Origin of the sequence: Vagococcus penaei (assembly GCF_001998885.1) — a bacterium.
Classification (GTDB): domain Bacteria; phylum Bacillota; class Bacilli; order Lactobacillales; family Vagococcaceae; genus Vagococcus; species Vagococcus penaei.
The window spans coordinates 1,181,522-1,200,209 of record NZ_CP019609.1; the positions used below are offsets into that span (position 1 = coordinate 1,181,522).

Below are 18,688 nucleotides of genomic sequence, written 5' to 3' on the forward strand. Positions count from 1 at the left end.
CTTATAAACTCCTCTTCATTTTTATATAACTTCCAATCCCCATTAAAACCAGCCCAATAGCAACTAATCCAATTGAGATTTGTTCATTTGTTTGTGGGAAAACCCCTTGTTTTTTTGATGGCTTTTGAGGCCCATCTGTTGGTATTAACGGCTGTGATTGCCCACTACCCGTTTGGATGATATCAATATTGCCAGAATCACCAGGCTTGTTCGGTGGTCGTTCAATAAAGCCTTCATCAATCTCAAGTGTTTCTTGAGTAGCTAAATTATACAATCGTGGCATTTGACGGGTGTATACAGCTAAGTCTGTTACATACTTTGGTAAATCGGCTAGCGTATAACCACCGACTAGTATCTTTGGTAAATCACGTATTGCCTCTTGTGGAATTATCAGCATAATTTGTTGACTATCTTGCGTCATTTGGTAACCATTAGGTGCTTGCACTTCTTGAATCACGTATTCACCAGGTGGCAACTTAACATGGCGTAAACTAACGAGCCCCGTATCATCTGACTGTAACTTACCGACCGAACTATCTGTTAACGGTTGATCACTTTGGACCCACTCAACTGCATGATTGTTAGCAACTGTTGCTTTTAAATACTCTTTTTGTCCTTGTTCTTTCGTACGATACAAGACAAATTCTGCCTTGGCTAACGGTTTCTCTAATAAATTTACCGACTCAGATGAGGGCTCAATTTTACCAAATTTATAAAAGTAAGGTACTTGCTCGTATTCACGAAATTTAGGAACTCGTGTAAGCATCTCTTGCCAATCTTCGGCAGGAGTCTTTAATAAAAAAGGCAACGCACGCTCATAAGATGATTGATTCGTCTCATATAACTCACCAAGGCGAGTTTGGACAACTAAATAATTAACAATATCTGAATTTGTCAATAGCACGACCTGACCTTTACCTGTCTGATTTAAGCTCAATTGATTCGTAGCTATTAATTTCTCATTTTGAATAAATAGGTCACTTAAGTAATTGACTTCATATAATTTATCTTGAATGATTTTTTTTTCTTGTGAAGCTGTTAGCGGATAGAACACAAAATCTGCCCCTGCAAAATAAGTAACATTTTCTGATAAATCCACAGTGACACTGACAGAATTTTTAGGTAGTTCTGCTGCTAAATGGGCATCTCCTAAGAAAAAAATAGGTGCGATAATTAACAATAAACAATATATGTAACGGCACATTTTATCTCGTCCTCCTTTTTGGAGTTTTGAGTAAATAAATGATAATTAACACTGCACTAACAATTAATGAGCCCAATCCAAGTAAATAATACAGTGGATGATTAGTTCCACCGGTTTGAGGGAGTTGCCCTTTAGCATAATTACCGATAATAAGTTCGATAGTTTGCTTCGATTGATCAAAATTCACTTTGACCAATGTGTCCTCAGAGACTTGAACAGTTCCGTTATTGTCAATATTTAACTTAATCGGCTGTTTTAATTTTTGATACCCTTCCGGTGCTGTCATTTCTGTTAGTGTATAGTTTTGACCGAGTATTAATTCAATTGCTTCTTTTTGATTGCCAATGACTTTTTGTGTTTTACCACTATATTTTAATTCAAATTTTCCATTATCAATTTCTCGTTTACTCTTAGCATCGATTTTTTTAATCGTTAAGTTGACACGTTTTTTATCATTGATAATCATGGGGGACTCACTATTAGTCAGCATTAATTGACTATTGTTAGCCGTATTCACCGAGACTGTGAAGGTTTTTGGTGTTTCGTTTACTTGGAAACCAATAGGTGCTTTTTCTTCAATCAAGTGGTACTCACCAAGAACTAAATTTGGTAGCTTGAGCCTTCCCTGTGAATCACTAACAATTTTTTCTTCCAATTTTTCCCATTTCCCTGAAACAGAAGACTGTCTTTCTAAACGAAACTCAGCTCCAACTAACTTATTTTTATCCCTATCTATTTTATAGAAAACAAAATTTTGTAATGTTAAAAGTTTGTTATTCAACTGTACTTGGGCATTTTCTGTTAATTTATCTACACTAGTCGTTGATTTAGCTTGTATATAACCTTTAGGTAAGTGTTCAACTATCCGGTAAGCCACCGCTTGTCCCTTTTTATAGACCGGTAATTTAGAAAAACTAGTTTGCCAATCTTTATTTTTGGTTAGTTCAATAGACTGCTTAATTTTTCTCCATGCTCCATCCATTTTTTCTTCTAAATCAACGGTTAACTTGTAAGGACGCAAGTTATAGTAATTATTGAAATCATCCCATTTTTTCATTACCGTTAAATCCCCAGTTTTTTGATAGGCAACCGATGGTAAGGCAACGTTTAAAACTTGCTCCCAATGTTTGTCACTTAAATAGGTTTCTTTGTTTGTTGGATAGAAGTAACCATCTTGGTAAGCTTCTTTTAATTGAACGCGGTACGTCAAACGATAGCCTTCACGCTTTGTTCCATCACCGGACAAAGTAAGGTCATCTCGCTCAAGCTTCTCAGGTGTAATAGTTAAGTCATCATCTCGACCATTTTCTTTTGCTTCAATCGACCCATTCTTTAACGTAAGCTGGTGTGATTTAACTGATTTTGTGTCTAATGTAACAAATTCGCTCATCGGATCGACTAAGTCAGCGTCATTTACAAATATATTACTGGATGTAATTTGCTGTTTAATCTCATCTAGCATCGTATTTATCTGAGTTGAGGATTGCGCATTATAAGACCCATTTGGCCCTAGCTGTTTTAATACTTCGTTTGCTAATTGATCATTCTTTAAAGCTAGACCCAATGAATATCTTTGAATAGTCTTATTTTGGTTATAAAGATCTTTGATAAACGGCTTGGTAGTCTTCCAAGCGGAATCAATCGCGTCCTTACCGCCATTCCCAACGTAATTATCCCCATTTAGTCCAACAGAATTGTAATAATTCATATAACTATTTATATCCATTGTTGGGTAACGTGTAGATGGCCCATATGTTGGCAATCCATCAGTCAGAATAATCATAATTTTTTTAGCATTATTTCTTGTACCAAAATAGTTATTTGTTAACAATCTTTGGCCTGTATCAACTCCTAAGAAAGTTGGAGTACCGCTATTTTGAGGTGCCCAATCTGAATTTAAAATGGGCGATTGAGTTAGTTCCCTAACGTTGTTGGTAAAGTAATCTCGATTGTCAAATTGACTAATCTCCGAAAAAATATTATAGCCATATCGATAATCTTGTGGGTATTTTGGTACTGATCCAAAACTAACCATCCCATAACGAATATCGAATACTTTCTCAGAACTTAGATTCCTTGTGAACGAATTAATCGCTTGTTTTAATATATGCCATCGGTATCCACCAGAGATAGTTTCATTCATACTAGAGGATTTATCAACAACAAATACTACGTCTAAAGGTTGACGGGTTTCCTTTTTCCCTCCAAAGACGTCTAATTGAACGTCAAATTTAGTTGGATCATTAACAACCGGTTTAACAATTTTTTTCATTAACACATTGGCACCAGAGCTTTCATCTATAAATGAATGATAGCCAGATTCAAATGATTGCTGACGTTTGATCCATTCGGTGTTTTTCAACGATGTCTCAAATGGATAGTTTTTAACAGCCGGACTAGCTACTGAATCAGTATAAAGACTCGTACCATTTACTAAAGATTGATTACCAGTGACGCCATCATCATTTGTTTCATACTTATAATCTCCCATCGATAAATATGACACAGGCGTATTCGCACGAAACATGGTAGCATCTTGTAACGGTGAATCAGTTGGTGAAAAATCTGTCATAGATAATGAATGATTACGAGTAAATGATTCAGATTGGTCATTATCTGGAATTGACTTGTTTAATTTTTCGTTCATTAAACGAAACGTATGTGTTGGTGCAACGCTTAACTGACTTTTTCCACGGTCATCATACAGTGCCATCTGTAAACTCAATTCATTTAAAGAGGCGTCCGTTTCGAATACAAGCAGCTCTTCCAAATCAATAGATGGATTAACTTCTTGTAAACCATCATTAGATTGTTTAAATTTACTTGTGGCTGAAGGTTTCACTAATTGGCCCAGAGCATCGGTTAATCTGATTGAGAGAATTGTTTTCTTCCTAGCCCATTTCTTATTGAACATTATAGACCAAGACAGCCTATGATTATCTTCTTTCACAACAGTATAAGTTACGTTCAAGCGCTCATCATCTAACAAAATGATGTCTTTTTTGTCACTTAATGAAGTCGCCTGAACAATTGACTGGCCAATAGATATGACAATAGCCATAATTATCAGACAACCAAACAAACGATTTGTTACATTTCTTAAAATATCTGCCACATCTCCTTTCATTTTGATAACATGTGTTTTTAACTACATAAAATTTTAGCACATCTGTTTTTTTTATGTCTTTCTAAATTTTCTTATAGTTAGGTAAATTTAGAAAAAAAGAGACATATTTTACATATAAAGATTATTAATCGTTTATTTAATAGTTATATTTTACTTAATTTTATTTTTATTACATAGAAATAATCATTCTAATAACCCACTTTTAAGGTAGTATTTTTGATTTTCTTGACATAACTAATTTTTATTGTTATAGTGCGGTCTTTTTATGAAACAAAAAACAAAAAAGCATCTCTCGTAAAAACAAAAGATACTTTTAGCTAATCTATTGTAATAATTCAACCATTGCTTGGTAACCTTTTTGCTGAGCATAATCTAAGGCGGTTCGACCAGAATTATCTGCTAAATTAGCATCTGCTCCGGCATTTAGCAATTCACGCACGATATTCTGATAAACTAGCGACCCATCCCTTAGTGCAACAGCTTCAATTAACGCTGTATAGCCATAGTTATTCTGATGGTTGATATTTTCTCGTCCATCTGCGAGCAAGACTTTTACCGTGTCTAAGTGCCCCTTTTCTGCTGCCGGAATTAAGGCATTACCACCAAAACGGTTGACACGCTGATAGTCAGGTGTAGCATTTTTTAACATATAACTTAAAATGTCGGTCCGCCCTTCTGCTCCAGCGTATAGATAGGGACTATCTTGAATCGCATCTTGCTGATTTATATCAGCTCCAGCATCAATTAATAACGGCGTTTCTTTTTTCGCATTGACTTCATTAATTGGGTAATTGCCTTGAACTAAAATATCTGTTACTTGCTGTGTGTTCTTTTGTTCAACCGCTTGCAGTAAACTACCTGATTGATAGACTTTTTTTTGAGTGTCTTTCATCATTGTTTGTGTCGTAGAAACCTGTTCCTGATTAGATAATACCTGAAGACTTGTAACCTTTGTTGATTGACTTGTGGTTTCTGTTGACTTCGCCTGATTACTGCAGCCTGCTAAACCAATTAAACCAATTGTTACTAAAGAAACTTTTAAACATTTATTCATTGTATTTCCCCCTTAAATTATAAAATGACACACTTAAAGTCTTACTTTCCCCTAAAAGTATTTGGCTTGACCTTAGTTTTTTATTGTATTATGTATGTTTAACGAACAGAATAATCCGTTAGACTACCTATTGCGTCTAACACTAAACTGATAATTTTTGCATGATTTTTTTCTGAATAAATTGACTAAGATGGTTCCACCGTGACATATTATTGAAATCAAAAAAGTAAAACGTGTCTTCTTCGTTAAAATCCTCTAACACGACATCTGTTACAACAACATCTGCCGAGGCTAAATCATTACATATTGTCACTACTTTATCGCTATATGCGGTTAAGATTGAATTAATCACAATTCGACTATCTGCTGACCAATAATAAAACATTACATAAATTTTTAATTGCTTGTGAGGGCAAGGTCGGTAATGAGCATAACTTAATTCCATAGCTCGAAAGGCAAATACCGATGCAAATTGAGATGGTTCAAAGGATAATGTCGCAATAAGGGCCTCATATAAAGAGAACTGGTAAGGTCTAAAATCACTTAAGTACGTAGACACATCTAATAACTTCCAAAAGCCAAAATCTTTGTAAACAAGATAGTGTAGAGTTAAATCATACATGATTGATGTATTATCCTCAAACATCGTGCTTTCACTTTCACGCATCACATTTTTCATGCTATCTATCATCTGTCTAATTTTTAGTAATCTGGAGTTTGTCTTAGCCATTTCCCACAACTGCTGGCCAATTATTTGAATATCGGATTTAGATACTAGCTCAGGTACGATAAATACCGTCATCACACATAAAAAGATACTGTCATTATCTATTCTATCTGAATCTATTTCAGGAATACGAGCGGCTATTAATTGAAAAAACAACCGGGTTTCAGGCGTTATTTTCAAAATACTACCTCTTGTTAACTGACTAGACTGACAAATATCACTTAACATCAAATATTTTTGGCTAGAGCTAGGATCTAGCCGTCGCTGAAAGTGATGAGAGCATTGCTCTGGTAACTGGCTTATTTGTGTCAAAACAATTGGCTGGGATATTTGATGAAGTAAGTAATCTAGCAGACGTAATTCTGCCTCGTCTCCGACAATAGACCATTCTCCTTTTTCACGTTTAATTTTGGCTTGCAAATTGATTATCTTAAAAAAACGGGTCAAATCTTCGGCAATTTTGTACGTATAAGATTGGCTCAAATTCAACGCTTTAGAAATCATCGCAGACGTAGTTTCGCCATTTGATAACAAGTACATTATTAATAGATAGCGATTTGATTGTTTATAATACATCGTTTCTAATTTTTTTAATGTAATTAGATAGGCCTTGTCACTCAATGGCTGACTAAACATAAGCACTGGCCGATGATACAAAATACGTGTATCAACTGATATACAAGCTAAATCTGTTGATAAATCGTCAAGAATCGACATTAATTTTCTTTCTGTTACGGCATACTTATTCATGACCGTTTCTCTTGTAACAACTTCTTCTTGAAATACACACATGAACAACGCAAGTTTTAAACGCTCTCTTTCTGTAATTAATAGCTGACCAATATGTTTCATGTCGTAATTCCTCCATCCGTGTGTGCTCACAAAAAAATAAGGTGTCACTGGTTAGTGATACCTTAATCATACAGTATAGATAGCTATTTAACTATCATTGTTTTTATAATAAAGACACAACAAGTGACAAAGAATCAGTTTAGTGTCCTCTCCGTACCCATCATCCCCAATTAACGGATACAGCATAGGACCGGTAACTGATTTGGCACATCTTGTTAAAAAATGACTCCCCCAAGTCACTTTCATCAAAACTGACCGCAATTACTTTTTTCAACAAAGTTACGGTTACCAAATTGACTATACTAGTTATAACATGTTTTAAGTCTATAATTCAAGATTGATTTTATAAAAAAAATTGTGAAAAAAATATCTAATTTAGGTTGAAATAAATTTAAATACAAACATATAAATATTACAAATAATTAAATATTTCACTATTATAAATAACCGTTAGATTTTAACCAAATAAAAATAAGACGAAATAGCTAATAGTCGTCACATTATGTGTTTTCATTTACCGGAAAAAACTTTTTTCTCTGGTAACGGATAGTTAGCAATTGATTCACCATCTGTTTCCAACGCTTCATGAAAATCAGCAATACACAAATCAAGTTTACGTGACAAATCAAATACTAAGTGTAAGACGTCATGGAAATACATCGTATTTCCTTGTTCAAAGTATTCTTTAAACTCACGAGACGTGTTATTATGGCCAGTTTCAGCTTCAAATTTATTAGCTTCTTCCACATAGTAATGGAAGTAATCAGTCGTATACGCTGCAAATTCATTAAAAATATTAATAGCTAACACTAAGTCATGATGCCAAGTATCATAACTTTTTTTCGCCAAACCGCCTTGAACTTCAATCAAGCTAAAACTATTATTACGCAAATATTGTGTCATCAGCATTTCCATATTTAAACTAATACCTGTATAGGAAATATCCTCAAAATCGTATTGTTTTAATGCTTCTAGTTCTTTCAATAAGCTTTCTGGGGTAAATTGACGATTTTCTAAACTTTTATACACTTTTTTTTGTTCAAACATAATCTTTTTCCTCCAATGCCTAAGTTAATTGTTTTACCTATTTAGTATAAACGATTTTTTTATTTCTGACTATCACTAACCTCCTAATTATGTAAGCGATTCAACTTAATCTTTCATAATTTTATTACGATTACCCTTACTTTGAGATAATGGATATTTTTCAGCATTTTTAATTAATTTTTTTTGGATAATCTCATCAATATCAAAGCCTAAATTATCCGCCATCATATAAGAATAAATTAACACGTCTGCTAGTTCTTCAGCTAATCGTTCTGGATTTAACTTGGCTTCAGTTGAACTACGCCACTGAAACAACTCAAGTAATTCATTGGCTTCTAATGAAATCGATATAGCTAAATCTTTTTCATCATGGAACTGGCGCCACTCTCGCTCATCACGAAATTGATTGACTAAATCCATTGAATTTGTCACACAAACACCTCTTTTAACTTTTTAATAAATTTCTTCCTTCTCTATGTAGTGTAACATAATTGTGACTAGCAATAAAAAAACGATTATCTTCTATGTAGAGGATAATCGTTCAGAGTTTACTTTTTAAAGGCAGCCCAATCCTTCAGAAAAGCCTCAATACCTTGATCAGTTAATGGATGAGACCACAACTTAGAGAATAAATTACTAGGGATAGTTGCAATATGAGACCCTAGACACGCGACCGTTTCTACATGCTCTAGATTACGAATGCTTGCAGCAATAATTTCCGTATCAAATCCATAAATATCAATAATTTGACGTAATTCTTCAACTAGTTTATAACCATCAACACCAATATCATCTAAGCGTCCGATAAACGGACTAATGAAATTTGCTCCAGCTTTCATAGCGAGTAGCCCTTGAGCAACAGTGAAAATTAACGTCACATTTGTCTCAATACCCTCAGCTGATAGAATACGTACTGCTTTTAGTCCCGCTTCTGTCATCGGTATTTTCACAACCACATTATCAGCCCATTTTGCTAAGATACGTGCTTCTGAAACCATCTCTTCTGTTGTCAATCCGATGACTTCTGCACTAACAGGTCCTGGAACAATCGCGCAGATTTCTTTAATCACTTCCTCAAAATCCCGACCTTCTTTAAAAATAATCGACGGATTTGTTGTGACTCCATCCACTACACCTAATTCATTTAATCGTTTAATCTCAGCAACATTGGCTGTATCTAAGAAAAATTTCATCTCGTCATCCCTTTCATATGTGCCTTTAGCTTCTAGCAGAATAGTAAACGCTTACTAAAATACTGTAGCACTATAAAAATAAGATAACAAGTTTTCTGTTTTCTCATTTTACTTTCATTCGGCTTGTAGTGCTGCCATCGTGATGTAATTATACGGTTGATTAAAATGAGGTAGGAAAAAGATATCTAGCAATTTTAATTCATCAATTGTCACTTGTTTTGCGATTGCTAATGAGAATAGATGAATTCCCATTGAAATATCTTGTTTCGAACTCATTTGGCACCCAGTATTCGTCTGGTTGTTTTATCGTACACAATTCTTAAACTTACTTGAGCATTATCCGCCATAAAACCAGGTTTCTGCCAATCAGTATAATCAGTTGCTAGAGCTGTGAAGCCTTGTTTTTCAGCCTGTTTAAGCGTTAAACCTGTTGAGACCATATGTTGGCCAAAAATCGAAATGCCATTTGAACCTTGTACACCTGGACTATCAACTACTTGCCCTGCAATGTTATGGGCTGCTACAATGCCACTCCGCACAGCATTACTAGCTAAAGCAATATAAGTATCAGCATGAAGTGCATTTGAATAAATTGTAGCGCAATCACCAACGGCGTAAACACGTGGTGATGACGTCTTTTGATGACGGTCAACGCAGTAAGCACCAGTGGCAGTTGTTTCTAAATAGTCACGACCTAAATCAGAATTAGGTTTAAATCCAATTGCATTAATAACAAGATCAATTGGATACTCACCTTTTTCAGTAACAATGGCGCATACACGTTCGTCTACATGTGTAAAAGTTTTTTCTAACTCACTAATCAACGGTTTTAAAGAATCTGGTGCATCGACCTGTTGCAAATACTCAACAAAAGATGTTGATTTACTCGTTCCAACATAACCTGTTACAGGTTCATTGAGATGAAGCTCGATTCCATTTTCTGCTAAAACTTGCCCCATTTGGTCCGCAAAAGCTGAATCATAATAAGTAGAAAGAACCTTATCCGTAACATCAAATAAGAGTGTTTCTTTGCCACGTCGCTTAAGTGCTTCAACCATCTCAACGCCTATATAACCCGCACCAACAACAGCAACTCGTTGCACATGACTAGAATTTAATAATTCATCCACAACAACACTTTCATCAAAACTTTTCATTACGTGAATACCAGTCAATTGACTACCAGGTAAATCTGGTACAATCGGTTTAGAACCTGTAGCTAAAATTAAGTGGTCATAGCTTTCGATAAATTCTTGGTTAGTCGTGAGTCTCCGGCAATAAACCTTACGATTACGATAATCCACACGTTCCACTACGGTTTCCATGTGAATGGTTGCTCCTTTAGCTGTGAAATCTGCAGCAGTAGCATAAAATAACTCATCATACCCCACAATTTGTTTCCCTACCCAAAGTGCAGTCCCACAACCTAAATAACTCAAATAATGATTGCGCTCAATCATGACAACTTCTTGATTATCGTACTGATCCAGTAAAGTATTTGCTGCTGCAATTCCTGCATGATTTGATCCAATAATGACCGTCTTTGCCATCTAAAATCATCCTTTCACTTTCAGTTAAATAAAGACGAGAGAAAACAAACCTTTCTCTCGTCTAAAACAGTCTATTTTCTAATTTCAGTTAATACTAGTCACGGTTAGTTGTTGGTAAAATAGCTTCCACTTCTGAATGTGGACGTGGAATTACGTGAACTGAAAGTAACTCGCCAACACGTTCGGCAGCTGCAGCTCCAGCATCTGTAGCTGCTTTAACCGCACCAACATCACCGCGTACCATTACTGTAATAATACCCCCACCAACTTTTTCTTTTCCAACTAATGTTACATTAGCTGCTTTAACCATCGCATCTGCTGCCTCGATTGAACCGATTAATCCTCTTGTTTCTACCATTCCTAATGCATCTGATTTCATGTGTTTATCCTCCTAAAATTTAGTTGTTTGTTTTATTTTTTAAAATGCCAATTGTTGTACCTGGCTTAATCCCTAATGCATTTGCCTCTTCGGTATCAATATGACACTCTAAGCCTGCTTGATTTGTCGCACGAATAACGACATTATTTAATACTCCACCACGTGTACCATTAAACTTAATCGATACTGATTCACCATCAGTAACACCGATTGCTTGTGCTTCTTCTGGTAACATATGGATGTGACGTTGTGCTACAATGACTCCTTGTTGTAACTGAACAGACCCTTTCGGACCACACAGTGTGACACCAGGTGTCTCATTTAAGTCACCTGATAAACGGACGACACCAGGGACACCTAATTTAAATGTATCGCTTTGTAAAATCTCAACTTGCGTATCCGGCCTAACAGGACCTAAAACACGGACGTGTTCAATGACACCTTTTGGACCACATAATGTCACACATTCTTGACAGGCATACTGACCTGGTTGAGATAAATCTTTTAATTTTTTTAACTCATACCCCGTACCAAACAATTTTTCTAACTCGGATTGTGCTAAATGTACATGCCGATTAGAAATACCAATTGGAATTGTCAATGTCTCTGATTCCTCAACCGGGGTCACTTGTGGGTAAGATTTTACCGATGGGGCATCAGATAGTTTCCCTTCAACAAGGGTAGCTAACACACGCTCTAAAATTTCTTCATAGTGCTCCATTATCGTCACTCTCTCTTGTTTATTTATTCATTTCTAAAATAAGTTGGCGCACAATCTCTGTTAAATCATCAGCCGTTACCGATTCTTCAACTTGTTCTAAAGAGACAGTTGTTTGTTTTTGTAATTCAGATGGACTAACGTTTAAAACACTATGACAGTCACTTGACTGACACTCAGTTTGATTTAGCTCTGGATGCATCTTAGTAAAAGTCTCATCATCTGAAACAATTGTTGTCACATTTTTCAAACCATAAGCCACTTTTTTAATATTTAGTAAGTGTTTTGGACTAACATTTTCAGAAACTGAACTACCACCAAAAGTACCACATCCTAAGGTAAATGAAATTGGAAGTCCGGTACTAATACCTGTTCCACCTTGACTACCCCCAGTATTTACTAAAATACGTGATGCTGGTTTAGCTGCAAATTTAAGTACAATATCACGATCATTAGTATGGATACTCATGGTATGACCTATACCATTTTGTAATAAATCAATACTTAAGTGACAGGCTTCTTCCCAATCTTTTACAACATAAAAACCTAAAACTGTCGTTAATTTTTCAAACGATAACGGGTTTCCTGCACCCACACCTGTTTGACGTCCAATTAATACTTTTGTTCCTTCAGGAATAGTGATACCTGCTGCTTCAGCAATAACATCAGCTGAACGACCAACAAATTGTGCGTTCATCGCATGTCCATTTTTAAAGAGTAATTGACAAACTTTCGTTGTTTCTGCTTCCGTCATAAAGTAGCCACCTTGAGCTTTAAACTCATCCACGACTGCTTTTTCATTGACTTCTTCACAGATAATGGATTGTTCAGATGCACAAATTGTCCCGTTATCAAATGTTTTACTTGCCATGATTTGTGATACTGCATCTTTGATATCAGCTGTGCGTTCAATATAGGCCGGTGAATTACCTGCACCCACACCGATGGCTGGTTTTCCTGAACTATAGGCAGCTTTTACCATTCCTGGTCCACCAGTTGCAATAATCAAAGCTACTTCTGGACAATGGAGTAATTCATTCGTTGCAGCCATCGTAGGCGTCGTAACACATCCAATAATGCCACTTGGTGCACCTGCTTCAATAGCAGCCTCTAACATAATAGATGCAGCTTTTACCGTACACTCTTTAGCAGCTGGATGTGGCGCAAAAACAATAGCATTACGTGATTTTAATGCAATCATAGCTTTAAACATTACAGTCGATGTTGGATTAGTCGATGGAATAATTCCTAATACCAGTCCGACTGGTTCTGCGACATCAAATGTGTTATGTTCATGATCTTCATGAATAATTCCAATTGTTTGTTGGTTTTTTATTTCTTCATACAATAGCGTTGAAGCTGCATGATTTTTATAGGCTTTATCAGCAACTTTACCAAAACCCGTTTCGGCAACTGCCATCTCTGCTAAACAAACCGCATGTTTCTCAGCAGCTCGGGTCATGCTTTCTAATATTCTTTCAATTTGTTCTTCCGTAAATGTTGCGATTTCTCGTGAGGCTTGATAACCGGCTCTAGCCAAATCACGCGCTTCTTGAATCGAACATAAATCTTTATCAAATGTCATCATTTAGTCTACTCCTCTTTTTCATCCGCTTTGCTTAAATAAGTGATAATCGTCTCGACTAATGTTCGCTTACTAACATGATGGACTTCTTTTTTACTTAATGGGAAATTCAGCCAACTCTTAGCAAATACTCTTAGTTCAGACACTTTTTTCGCCATCAACCAATCTTTTGCTTGCTGCTGATTACCATCAGTTATAAATGTCATCAGCTGTTCTTTCACTGAATTTTTTTTAGGTTGTTCATTACTTGGACTCGACTGAATATCTTCAATATCTATTGGCTGTTCATCTTCAGTAATAACTAATTCAACCTCTTCTAATTCAGTATTGTTATTACCTAATTCATCTATTACAGTCATATCTATTAACACTTCTTCTGCCAAGACATTTTCTTGTTGCTCATTTGCGTTGACCGGTAATATATCTGCTAGGCTATTATCAGGACGAGGGATGACGTGTGTTGAAAGTAAACAATTTTGACATAAACGAGTGACAGCTGAACTGCCTGCATCGACTGCCGTTTTAACTGCACCAACATCTCCTTCGATCATTACGGTAACTAGGCCTCCACCAACTATCTCTTTTCCAATTAGTTGGACATTTGCCGATTTCAGCATGACATCGCATGCTTCAACAGCACCAATCAGACCAGTCGTTTCAATTAAACCTAATGCTTGTTTCATAGTCGACTCCTTTCAAGCTATCAATGGTTCTTTTTTAATCCTTATACTCTAGATACGTCAGCTTCGTGTCGTCTAAGGCTGTTAATAAAAAGCCTTTTTCTTTTGGTAGAAAAATAGTGTCGCCTGAAATTAGATGAAACACGTTCTGGTTGTCCGTTGTTACTGTTAACTCCCCATCTAATACATCAATTTGATAATCAGTGACTTCTTTCCAAGAATAATTTGTTTGAACAAGTTGCATACGGCCAGTCACAACTGATTGGCGTTTGCTTAATTCTTGATAACACAATTTTTGTCCATAACAGTCAATTTTTTCATGCAATAATTGAATTGTCTTACCTTTAATTTGTGTTAATCCAGATTCATGGGTAAGCGACTGAAATGGAATCTGCTCTGTCAAAATTCCAGGTGTCTGTAACAGAACTTTGAGTAAAGCGACTAATTGGTCTTGATTGATTTGATTTAAATCGAGCATCGGCTCAACACAAGCTGTTTCCTGTTGTTGGATAGAAATACCGTATTCTTCGGCTAAATCTTTAGCTAAAGATGTTACGATTGACTTTGAATCAACAACTAATGTGTGCAAACCTTGCTCATGACACTGCTCAATATCTTTTGCACAGATAAGCTTTTTCATTGAAACACTTCTTTCCATTTTATAAATTAAATCGTGCCACAACTCTCATCCACAATTCCGACAACCGCAGCATCAACTGGGATTAAATCATCTGCAAGCATTTTTCGTGCTGCTGAGCCAGTTGCAATAATCACACGGTCACCAATTCCTGCTCCAATAACATCACAGACGACCATTCGTTCACCTTGGCGCACACCATCTGTTATCTCAGCAAGCATTAATTTTAAGCCATTTAATTTTTCTGATTTGCGTGTTGCCCACACATTATCTACTAACGTTGCGATTACCATTGGCGTATTTTCTCCCTTTTTTGGATTTCTTCAATTGCAGCTGTGACAGAAGCTGTATCACCAAAAATAGCCAACATAATCATATTTTGGGGACAAATACCTTTGATGTCTTCTACCACCACACCAGCTGCTTTTTCAGCAACATCGGCTGCACAAATCATTTCAATCAGTTTTCCTTGAACTAAACCGACAGCATCTGAATCGATAATTAACTCTTTTGGACCAGAACCCTTACGACGATTCAGAATCGACAAAGTATTTTTTCCTGGTGACTTAATGATTCGACAATCCATACAAGTTGTCCTCCTTATTCTAAAATAGTTGTTGTACAACTTTTGGCAATACCTAGTGGTGTCACGAACATCGGATTACTAGGTTTAAATGTTGGTACATTAATGATTTTTTCAATAATTGTTTCGATGCCAGTAAAACATGCGGAACCACCCACAAGATAAACTTGTTCAACATCATAGCCCGCAATTTGTTGATTAATAATCGATCCAATTTTTTCAATCACTGGCTTTAAAGTGGTAACTAATAGTTGATGGTTGGCTTCATCGCGTTTAAACAGTTCGGCTTCTTGAAAGGATACCTTCTTAGCTCCTGCAACAACTAATGAAAAATGTGTCCCACCAGTTGCTTCGTCATCTACTTTTATGACCTCACCATTTTTCAAAATCGAAATACCTGTTGTTCCACCACCAATATCCACCACAGCACCATTTTTAATACCTAAAACTTCATTAGCAGCAGTTGGTTCATCAAGTAATGCAGTTAACTCAAAACCAGCGCTTTGAACGACGTTCTTAATCGCACCTGAATCTAGTGCATCCGTTCCTGGTGGAATAGCAGCAGCAGCATAATATAATTCTGCATCCAATTCCTCTTCTAACTGATGTTTTAATTCACGAACAATATTAACTGCTCCAATGTAATCAACAATCATGCCATCTCGAACTACGTCAGCATAGCGATAAGCACCTGCAACTGGTTCATAATTTTCATCAAGTACACAGAGCACGATACAAGCCGTCCCTAGGTCAACACCAGTATAATAAACGGCTGATTTAGTTATAATTGGTTGAGCAATTACTTTTTCGAATTGTTTAATGAGTTGGTCATATTGAGTTATTTCTGCCGTACTTTTCACCATTACTTCACTCCTAAAAGCTGATAGATTATTTGTAAACACGTCTGTCTAATATTGATTAAGTGATTGCGATACTCTTCGTCAATCTGCGTTGTTAGATAGGCTAAGGACGTGACTATCCGCTCTAACGCCAGTAGAAGCGGGCCTTTATTGCTCAAAATATATAGCATTCGTAGCTGATAAGTTGACTCGGTGAACGGATTCACCTCTACATTATTCTGTTTATCAACAATGCTATCTGCTAGTTCAAATAATGTTTCACAAAGTTGGTAGTCACAGTCATAAGCTAAACGAGCTGCAGCTAATAAATCCAACTGACAATTTTTTAGTAATAATTCAGTATAGTCAGCACTAATTGCTTGAGTATCCATACTAGATGAATCCTCAAGTACTTCAGTCCCAGGTTTGATTAATAAAATTTGACGATCAGCTAAAAATTGACGTGCTTCCGGGGTTAAACGATCATTCGATGATAAACGGTATTCAGTAAAAACTTGTTGTCGGTAACGATATCTTAATTCCGTTTCAGTGACAAAATGCATTTAACGGCCCCCTTTAGACAACTTTAAATAGATACCTTTCAAATCTTCAAGACTCGGTTGACGTGGATTAGTCAGCGTACATTTATCCGCCAAAGCATTTTCTGCCATATCTGAAACGGCTGTTCGATACTCGGTAGTATCTAGACCATATTCTTCAATCGTTTTAGGAATTTCTAGTTGATTTAACTGTCTATTTAAACTAGAAATGAGCCCTCTGACTGTTGCCTTAGGGGTGCCACATTTAATTCCTAAAACATGAGCCAGTGCTTCATAACGTTTTAAAGCTGGCGTTTCCTCAGCTAAATCTAAACCGGCATTGTAGCTAATCACATGTGGTAACAACATCGCGTTTACTCGACCATGTGGCATATGGAATCTACCACCTAATGCGTGAGCTAAACTATGACAAATTCCTAAAGAAGCTTCACTAAAAGCGATGCCAGCCAAACATGATGCATTGTGCATTTTTTCGCGTGCATAGGCATTATCGCCATGCTTGACTACTGGTACTAATTGTTCCCAGACCATCTTCATACCTTTTTCCGCACACGCATCGGTAAAGTCAGATGCGTGTGTTGACGCAAATGCTTCAAAGCAATGAGTTAAAACATCTAATCCAGTGTCTGCAGTAATAGTTGCTGGAACACTGCTAGTAAGTGTTGGATCCAAAATCGCTATATCTGGTACCATGTCATCACTAACTAAAGCATATTTTGCTTGTGTTTGTTTATCTGTAATAACAGAAAAAGCCGTCACTTCACTCCCAGTCCCACTAGTTGTTGGTATACAAATCAATTTGACAGTTGCTGGTTGACTAAGTGTTGTCTGGTAGATTTTACGAATTGCTTTAGCTGCATCCATCGCTGATCCACCGCCCAAAGCGATAATTGTCTGAGGTTGAACAGCTAGAGTGACTGCAACACCTTGGCTAACAACTTCAATTGTGGGATCAGGAATAATCTCTGAAAACAAGGCGTAATCAGTCTTAGTTGCCTCCAACCTCTCTGTCACCTGTTTGACCATTCCAGATGTTTTCATGAACGGGTCACAGATAATCAAAACCGTTCCCAATGTCATAGCTGTTAATTGCTCCAAAGCTTGTTGACCAAAATAAATGGCAGTTGGCATTTTAAAACTTTCCATTTATTAACTCCTCCCTTCTCTCTAAAATAAACTGTGCAACAGTTTTTAATTGCGCCTGATCGTCTAATGACCAAACTATATATGGTTGCTTAACCCCCATGGATTGTAGATTTTTTTCTCCCAAGTCTAGAGTTTCTTTTGATATTGTCGCTTCCTGACTACTAATCATTCCAATCACAGGTTTCGTAAAAGCTTTTGCAAATTGTGGTGGATATATTTTACGTGTTTGTTGGTCGGTCCATATCATAACAACTAAATTTACACTCTGTTGTAATGAAATAATATGTTTATGCATCCATGGACTAGCTAGGTAAGTTTCTGGCACAATAATTGTTTCTTTTCCGTAAACCAAACTAGCTCGATTTTTAACCTCAGTCATCTCACAGTTAAGTTGACTAGCTAAACGAGCCTTGCCACTATTATCCGTACCAATAAGTAAAATTCGTTTTTTTATCATGTCCTTGTTAATCCTTCAACACTGAAACCTAAATTATCATGTAGGATTCTTAGAACATCTTCTAGCGCAATCGCAACGCTCTGAACATCGCCCTGAATAACAACAGATCCAGTAAAACGGTCTAAAAATCCAATCGTCACATCTGCAGCTTTACTAGCAATATCAGCTGCTATCATCGCTGTTTCAAATGGTGATAAAGTTAGAATCCCAATAGCTCCTATTGGCTCAACACCTAAAGATTCATAAATATCATTAGCTGGTGAAGCAATTAAGTGTGCCAATGTTACTTGTTTGCCCGGTACTGACTCTTGGATGACTCTTTGAATATCTTGATTCTTCATAGTGCACCC

General features: G+C 36.4%; 19 protein-coding genes and 1 pseudogene. All 20 read right to left on the reverse strand.

The features are described 5' to 3' along the window. Window position 1: 1 nt before the first annotated feature. The 20 genes and pseudogenes from BW732_RS05455 to BW732_RS05550 all read right to left on the reverse strand — a co-directional run bounded on the left by BW732_RS05455 (window position 2) and on the right by BW732_RS05550 (window position 18,679). On the reverse strand, window positions 2-1,204 hold the full coding sequence (locus BW732_RS05455; RefSeq protein WP_077275832.1) for a prealbumin-like fold domain-containing protein: 1,203 nt from the start codon (window positions 1,202-1,204) through the stop codon (window positions 2-4). Window position 1,205: 1 nt separating this feature from the next. Next, entirely contained in the window at window positions 1,206-4,319 is a 3,114-nt protein-coding gene (locus tag BW732_RS05460) for a vWA domain-containing protein (RefSeq protein ID WP_161485527.1), read from the reverse strand. Window positions 4,320-4,653: 334 nt separating this feature from the next. Then, window positions 4,654-5,385: an ankyrin repeat domain-containing protein gene (locus BW732_RS05465; protein WP_077275834.1), complete on the reverse strand. Its 732-nt coding sequence runs from the start codon at window positions 5,383-5,385 to the stop codon at window positions 4,654-4,656. Window positions 5,386-5,527: 142 nt separating this feature from the next. Then, on the reverse strand, window positions 5,528-6,964 hold the full coding sequence (locus BW732_RS05470) for a helix-turn-helix domain-containing protein (RefSeq protein ID WP_077275835.1): 1,437 nt from the start codon (window positions 6,962-6,964) through the stop codon (window positions 5,528-5,530). A gap of 510 nt (window positions 6,965-7,474) precedes the next feature. Further along, window positions 7,475-8,011 carry a hypothetical protein gene (locus BW732_RS05475; protein ID WP_077275836.1) on the reverse strand — a complete coding sequence of 179 codons (537 nt, stop codon included), beginning with the start codon at window positions 8,009-8,011 and terminating at the stop codon, window positions 7,475-7,477. A gap of 105 nt (window positions 8,012-8,116) precedes the next feature. Beyond that, the gene (locus BW732_RS05480) at window positions 8,117-8,431 is read right to left on the reverse strand and encodes a nucleotide pyrophosphohydrolase (protein WP_077276870.1); all 315 of its coding nucleotides are present in this window, start codon (window positions 8,429-8,431) and stop codon (window positions 8,117-8,119) included. A gap of 128 nt (window positions 8,432-8,559) precedes the next feature. Further along, window positions 8,560-9,204 carry a fructose-6-phosphate aldolase gene (gene fsa / locus BW732_RS05485; RefSeq protein ID WP_077275837.1) on the reverse strand — a complete coding sequence of 215 codons (645 nt, stop codon included), beginning with the start codon at window positions 9,202-9,204 and terminating at the stop codon, window positions 8,560-8,562. 114 nt (window positions 9,205-9,318) lie between these two features. Then, a pseudogene (locus BW732_RS05490) lies at window positions 9,319-10,754 on the reverse strand (FAD-dependent oxidoreductase). Window positions 10,755-10,848: 94 nt separating this feature from the next. Next, window positions 10,849-11,133, reverse strand: a complete 285-nt coding sequence (locus BW732_RS05495; protein ID WP_077275838.1) for a BMC domain-containing protein — start codon at window positions 11,131-11,133, stop codon at window positions 10,849-10,851. 19 nt (window positions 11,134-11,152) lie between these two features. Further along, a complete protein-coding gene (gene pduL / locus BW732_RS05500) occupies window positions 11,153-11,854 on the reverse strand; it encodes a phosphate propanoyltransferase (RefSeq protein ID WP_077275839.1) in 702 nt (233 codons plus the stop codon). Between the two features lie 19 nt (window positions 11,855-11,873). After that, window positions 11,874-13,439: an acetaldehyde dehydrogenase (acetylating) gene (locus BW732_RS05505; RefSeq protein ID WP_077275840.1), complete on the reverse strand. Its 1,566-nt coding sequence runs from the start codon at window positions 13,437-13,439 to the stop codon at window positions 11,874-11,876. Between the two features lie 5 nt (window positions 13,440-13,444). Then, the gene (locus BW732_RS11730; RefSeq protein WP_077275841.1) at window positions 13,445-14,119 is read right to left on the reverse strand and encodes a BMC domain-containing protein; all 675 of its coding nucleotides are present in this window, start codon (window positions 14,117-14,119) and stop codon (window positions 13,445-13,447) included. A gap of 34 nt (window positions 14,120-14,153) precedes the next feature. Further along, window positions 14,154-14,756, reverse strand: a complete 603-nt coding sequence (locus tag BW732_RS05515) for a cupin domain-containing protein (protein ID WP_077275842.1) — start codon at window positions 14,754-14,756, stop codon at window positions 14,154-14,156. Window positions 14,757-14,782: 26 nt separating this feature from the next. Further along, window positions 14,783-15,046, reverse strand: coding sequence for a EutN/CcmL family microcompartment protein (locus tag BW732_RS05520; RefSeq protein WP_077275843.1), 264 nt, complete (start codon window positions 15,044-15,046; stop codon window positions 14,783-14,785). Next, window positions 15,040-15,339 (reverse strand): BMC domain-containing protein, encoded by a 300-nt coding sequence (locus BW732_RS05525; protein WP_077275844.1) that lies wholly within the window; start codon window positions 15,337-15,339, stop codon window positions 15,040-15,042. The genes BW732_RS05520 and BW732_RS05525 overlap by 7 nt, the downstream gene beginning before the upstream one ends. A 14-nt stretch (window positions 15,340-15,353) precedes the next feature. Continuing rightward, entirely contained in the window at window positions 15,354-16,199 is an 846-nt protein-coding gene (gene eutJ / locus BW732_RS05530; RefSeq protein ID WP_077275845.1) for an ethanolamine utilization protein EutJ, read from the reverse strand. Continuing rightward, the gene (locus tag BW732_RS05535) at window positions 16,199-16,738 is read right to left on the reverse strand and encodes a hypothetical protein (protein WP_077275846.1); all 540 of its coding nucleotides are present in this window, start codon (window positions 16,736-16,738) and stop codon (window positions 16,199-16,201) included. Before BW732_RS05535 ends, eutJ begins: the two co-directional genes overlap by 1 nt. Then, complete coding sequence (locus tag BW732_RS05540; protein WP_077275847.1) at window positions 16,739-17,881, reverse strand: 1-propanol dehydrogenase PduQ; 1,143 nt, start codon at window positions 17,879-17,881, stop codon at window positions 16,739-16,741. It abuts the gene before it with no gap. After that, a complete protein-coding gene (locus BW732_RS05545; RefSeq protein ID WP_077275848.1) occupies window positions 17,868-18,338 on the reverse strand; it encodes a EutP/PduV family microcompartment system protein in 471 nt (156 codons plus the stop codon). Before BW732_RS05545 ends, BW732_RS05540 begins: the two co-directional genes overlap by 14 nt. Beyond that, window positions 18,335-18,679, reverse strand: a complete 345-nt coding sequence (locus BW732_RS05550) for a BMC domain-containing protein (protein WP_077275849.1) — start codon at window positions 18,677-18,679, stop codon at window positions 18,335-18,337. Before BW732_RS05550 ends, BW732_RS05545 begins: the two co-directional genes overlap by 4 nt. Window positions 18,680-18,688: the final 9 nt, after the last annotated feature.

Bases quoted from the DNA above. Each gene is read 5' to 3' on its own strand.
- BW732_RS05505 (WP_077275840.1), bottom strand. From the start codon at position 13,439: ATGATGACATTTGATAAAGATTTATGTTCGATTCAAGAAGCGCGTGAT.
- fsa (WP_077275837.1), bottom strand. From the start codon at position 9,204: ATGAAATTTTTCTTAGATACAGCCAATGTTGCTGAGATTAAACGATTA.
- BW732_RS05495 (WP_077275838.1), bottom strand. From the start codon at position 11,133: ATGAAATCAGATGCATTAGGAATGGTAGAAACAAGAGGATTAATCGGT.
- BW732_RS05550 (WP_077275849.1), bottom strand. From the start codon at position 18,679: ATGAAGAATCAAGATATTCAAAGAGTCATCCAAGAGTCAGTACCGGGC.
- BW732_RS05455 (WP_077275832.1), bottom strand. From the start codon at position 1,204: ATGTGCCGTTACATATATTGTTTATTGTTAATTATCGCACCTATTTTT.
- BW732_RS05475 (WP_077275836.1), bottom strand. From the start codon at position 8,011: ATGTTTGAACAAAAAAAAGTGTATAAAAGTTTAGAAAATCGTCAATTT.
- BW732_RS05480 (WP_077276870.1), bottom strand. From the start codon at position 8,431: ATGGATTTAGTCAATCAATTTCGTGATGAGCGAGAGTGGCGCCAGTTC.
- BW732_RS05535 (WP_077275846.1), bottom strand. From the start codon at position 16,738: ATGCATTTTGTCACTGAAACGGAATTAAGATATCGTTACCGACAACAA.
- BW732_RS05525 (WP_077275844.1), bottom strand. From the start codon at position 15,339: ATGGATTGTCGAATCATTAAGTCACCAGGAAAAAATACTTTGTCGATT.
- pduL (WP_077275839.1), bottom strand. From the start codon at position 11,854: ATGGAGCACTATGAAGAAATTTTAGAGCGTGTGTTAGCTACCCTTGTT.
- BW732_RS05545 (WP_077275848.1), bottom strand. From the start codon at position 18,338: ATGATAAAAAAACGAATTTTACTTATTGGTACGGATAATAGTGGCAAG.
- BW732_RS05465 (WP_077275834.1), bottom strand. From the start codon at position 5,385: ATGAATAAATGTTTAAAAGTTTCTTTAGTAACAATTGGTTTAATTGGT.
- eutJ (WP_077275845.1), bottom strand. From the start codon at position 16,199: ATGGTGAAAAGTACGGCAGAAATAACTCAATATGACCAACTCATTAAA.
- BW732_RS05470 (WP_077275835.1), bottom strand. From the start codon at position 6,964: ATGAAACATATTGGTCAGCTATTAATTACAGAAAGAGAGCGTTTAAAA.
- BW732_RS05520 (WP_077275843.1), bottom strand. From the start codon at position 15,046: ATGGTAATCGCAACGTTAGTAGATAATGTGTGGGCAACACGCAAATCA.
- BW732_RS05515 (WP_077275842.1), bottom strand. From the start codon at position 14,756: ATGAAAAAGCTTATCTGTGCAAAAGATATTGAGCAGTGTCATGAGCAA.
- BW732_RS11730 (WP_077275841.1), bottom strand. From the start codon at position 14,119: ATGAAACAAGCATTAGGTTTAATTGAAACGACTGGTCTGATTGGTGCT.
- BW732_RS05540 (WP_077275847.1), bottom strand. From the start codon at position 17,881: ATGGAAAGTTTTAAAATGCCAACTGCCATTTATTTTGGTCAACAAGCT.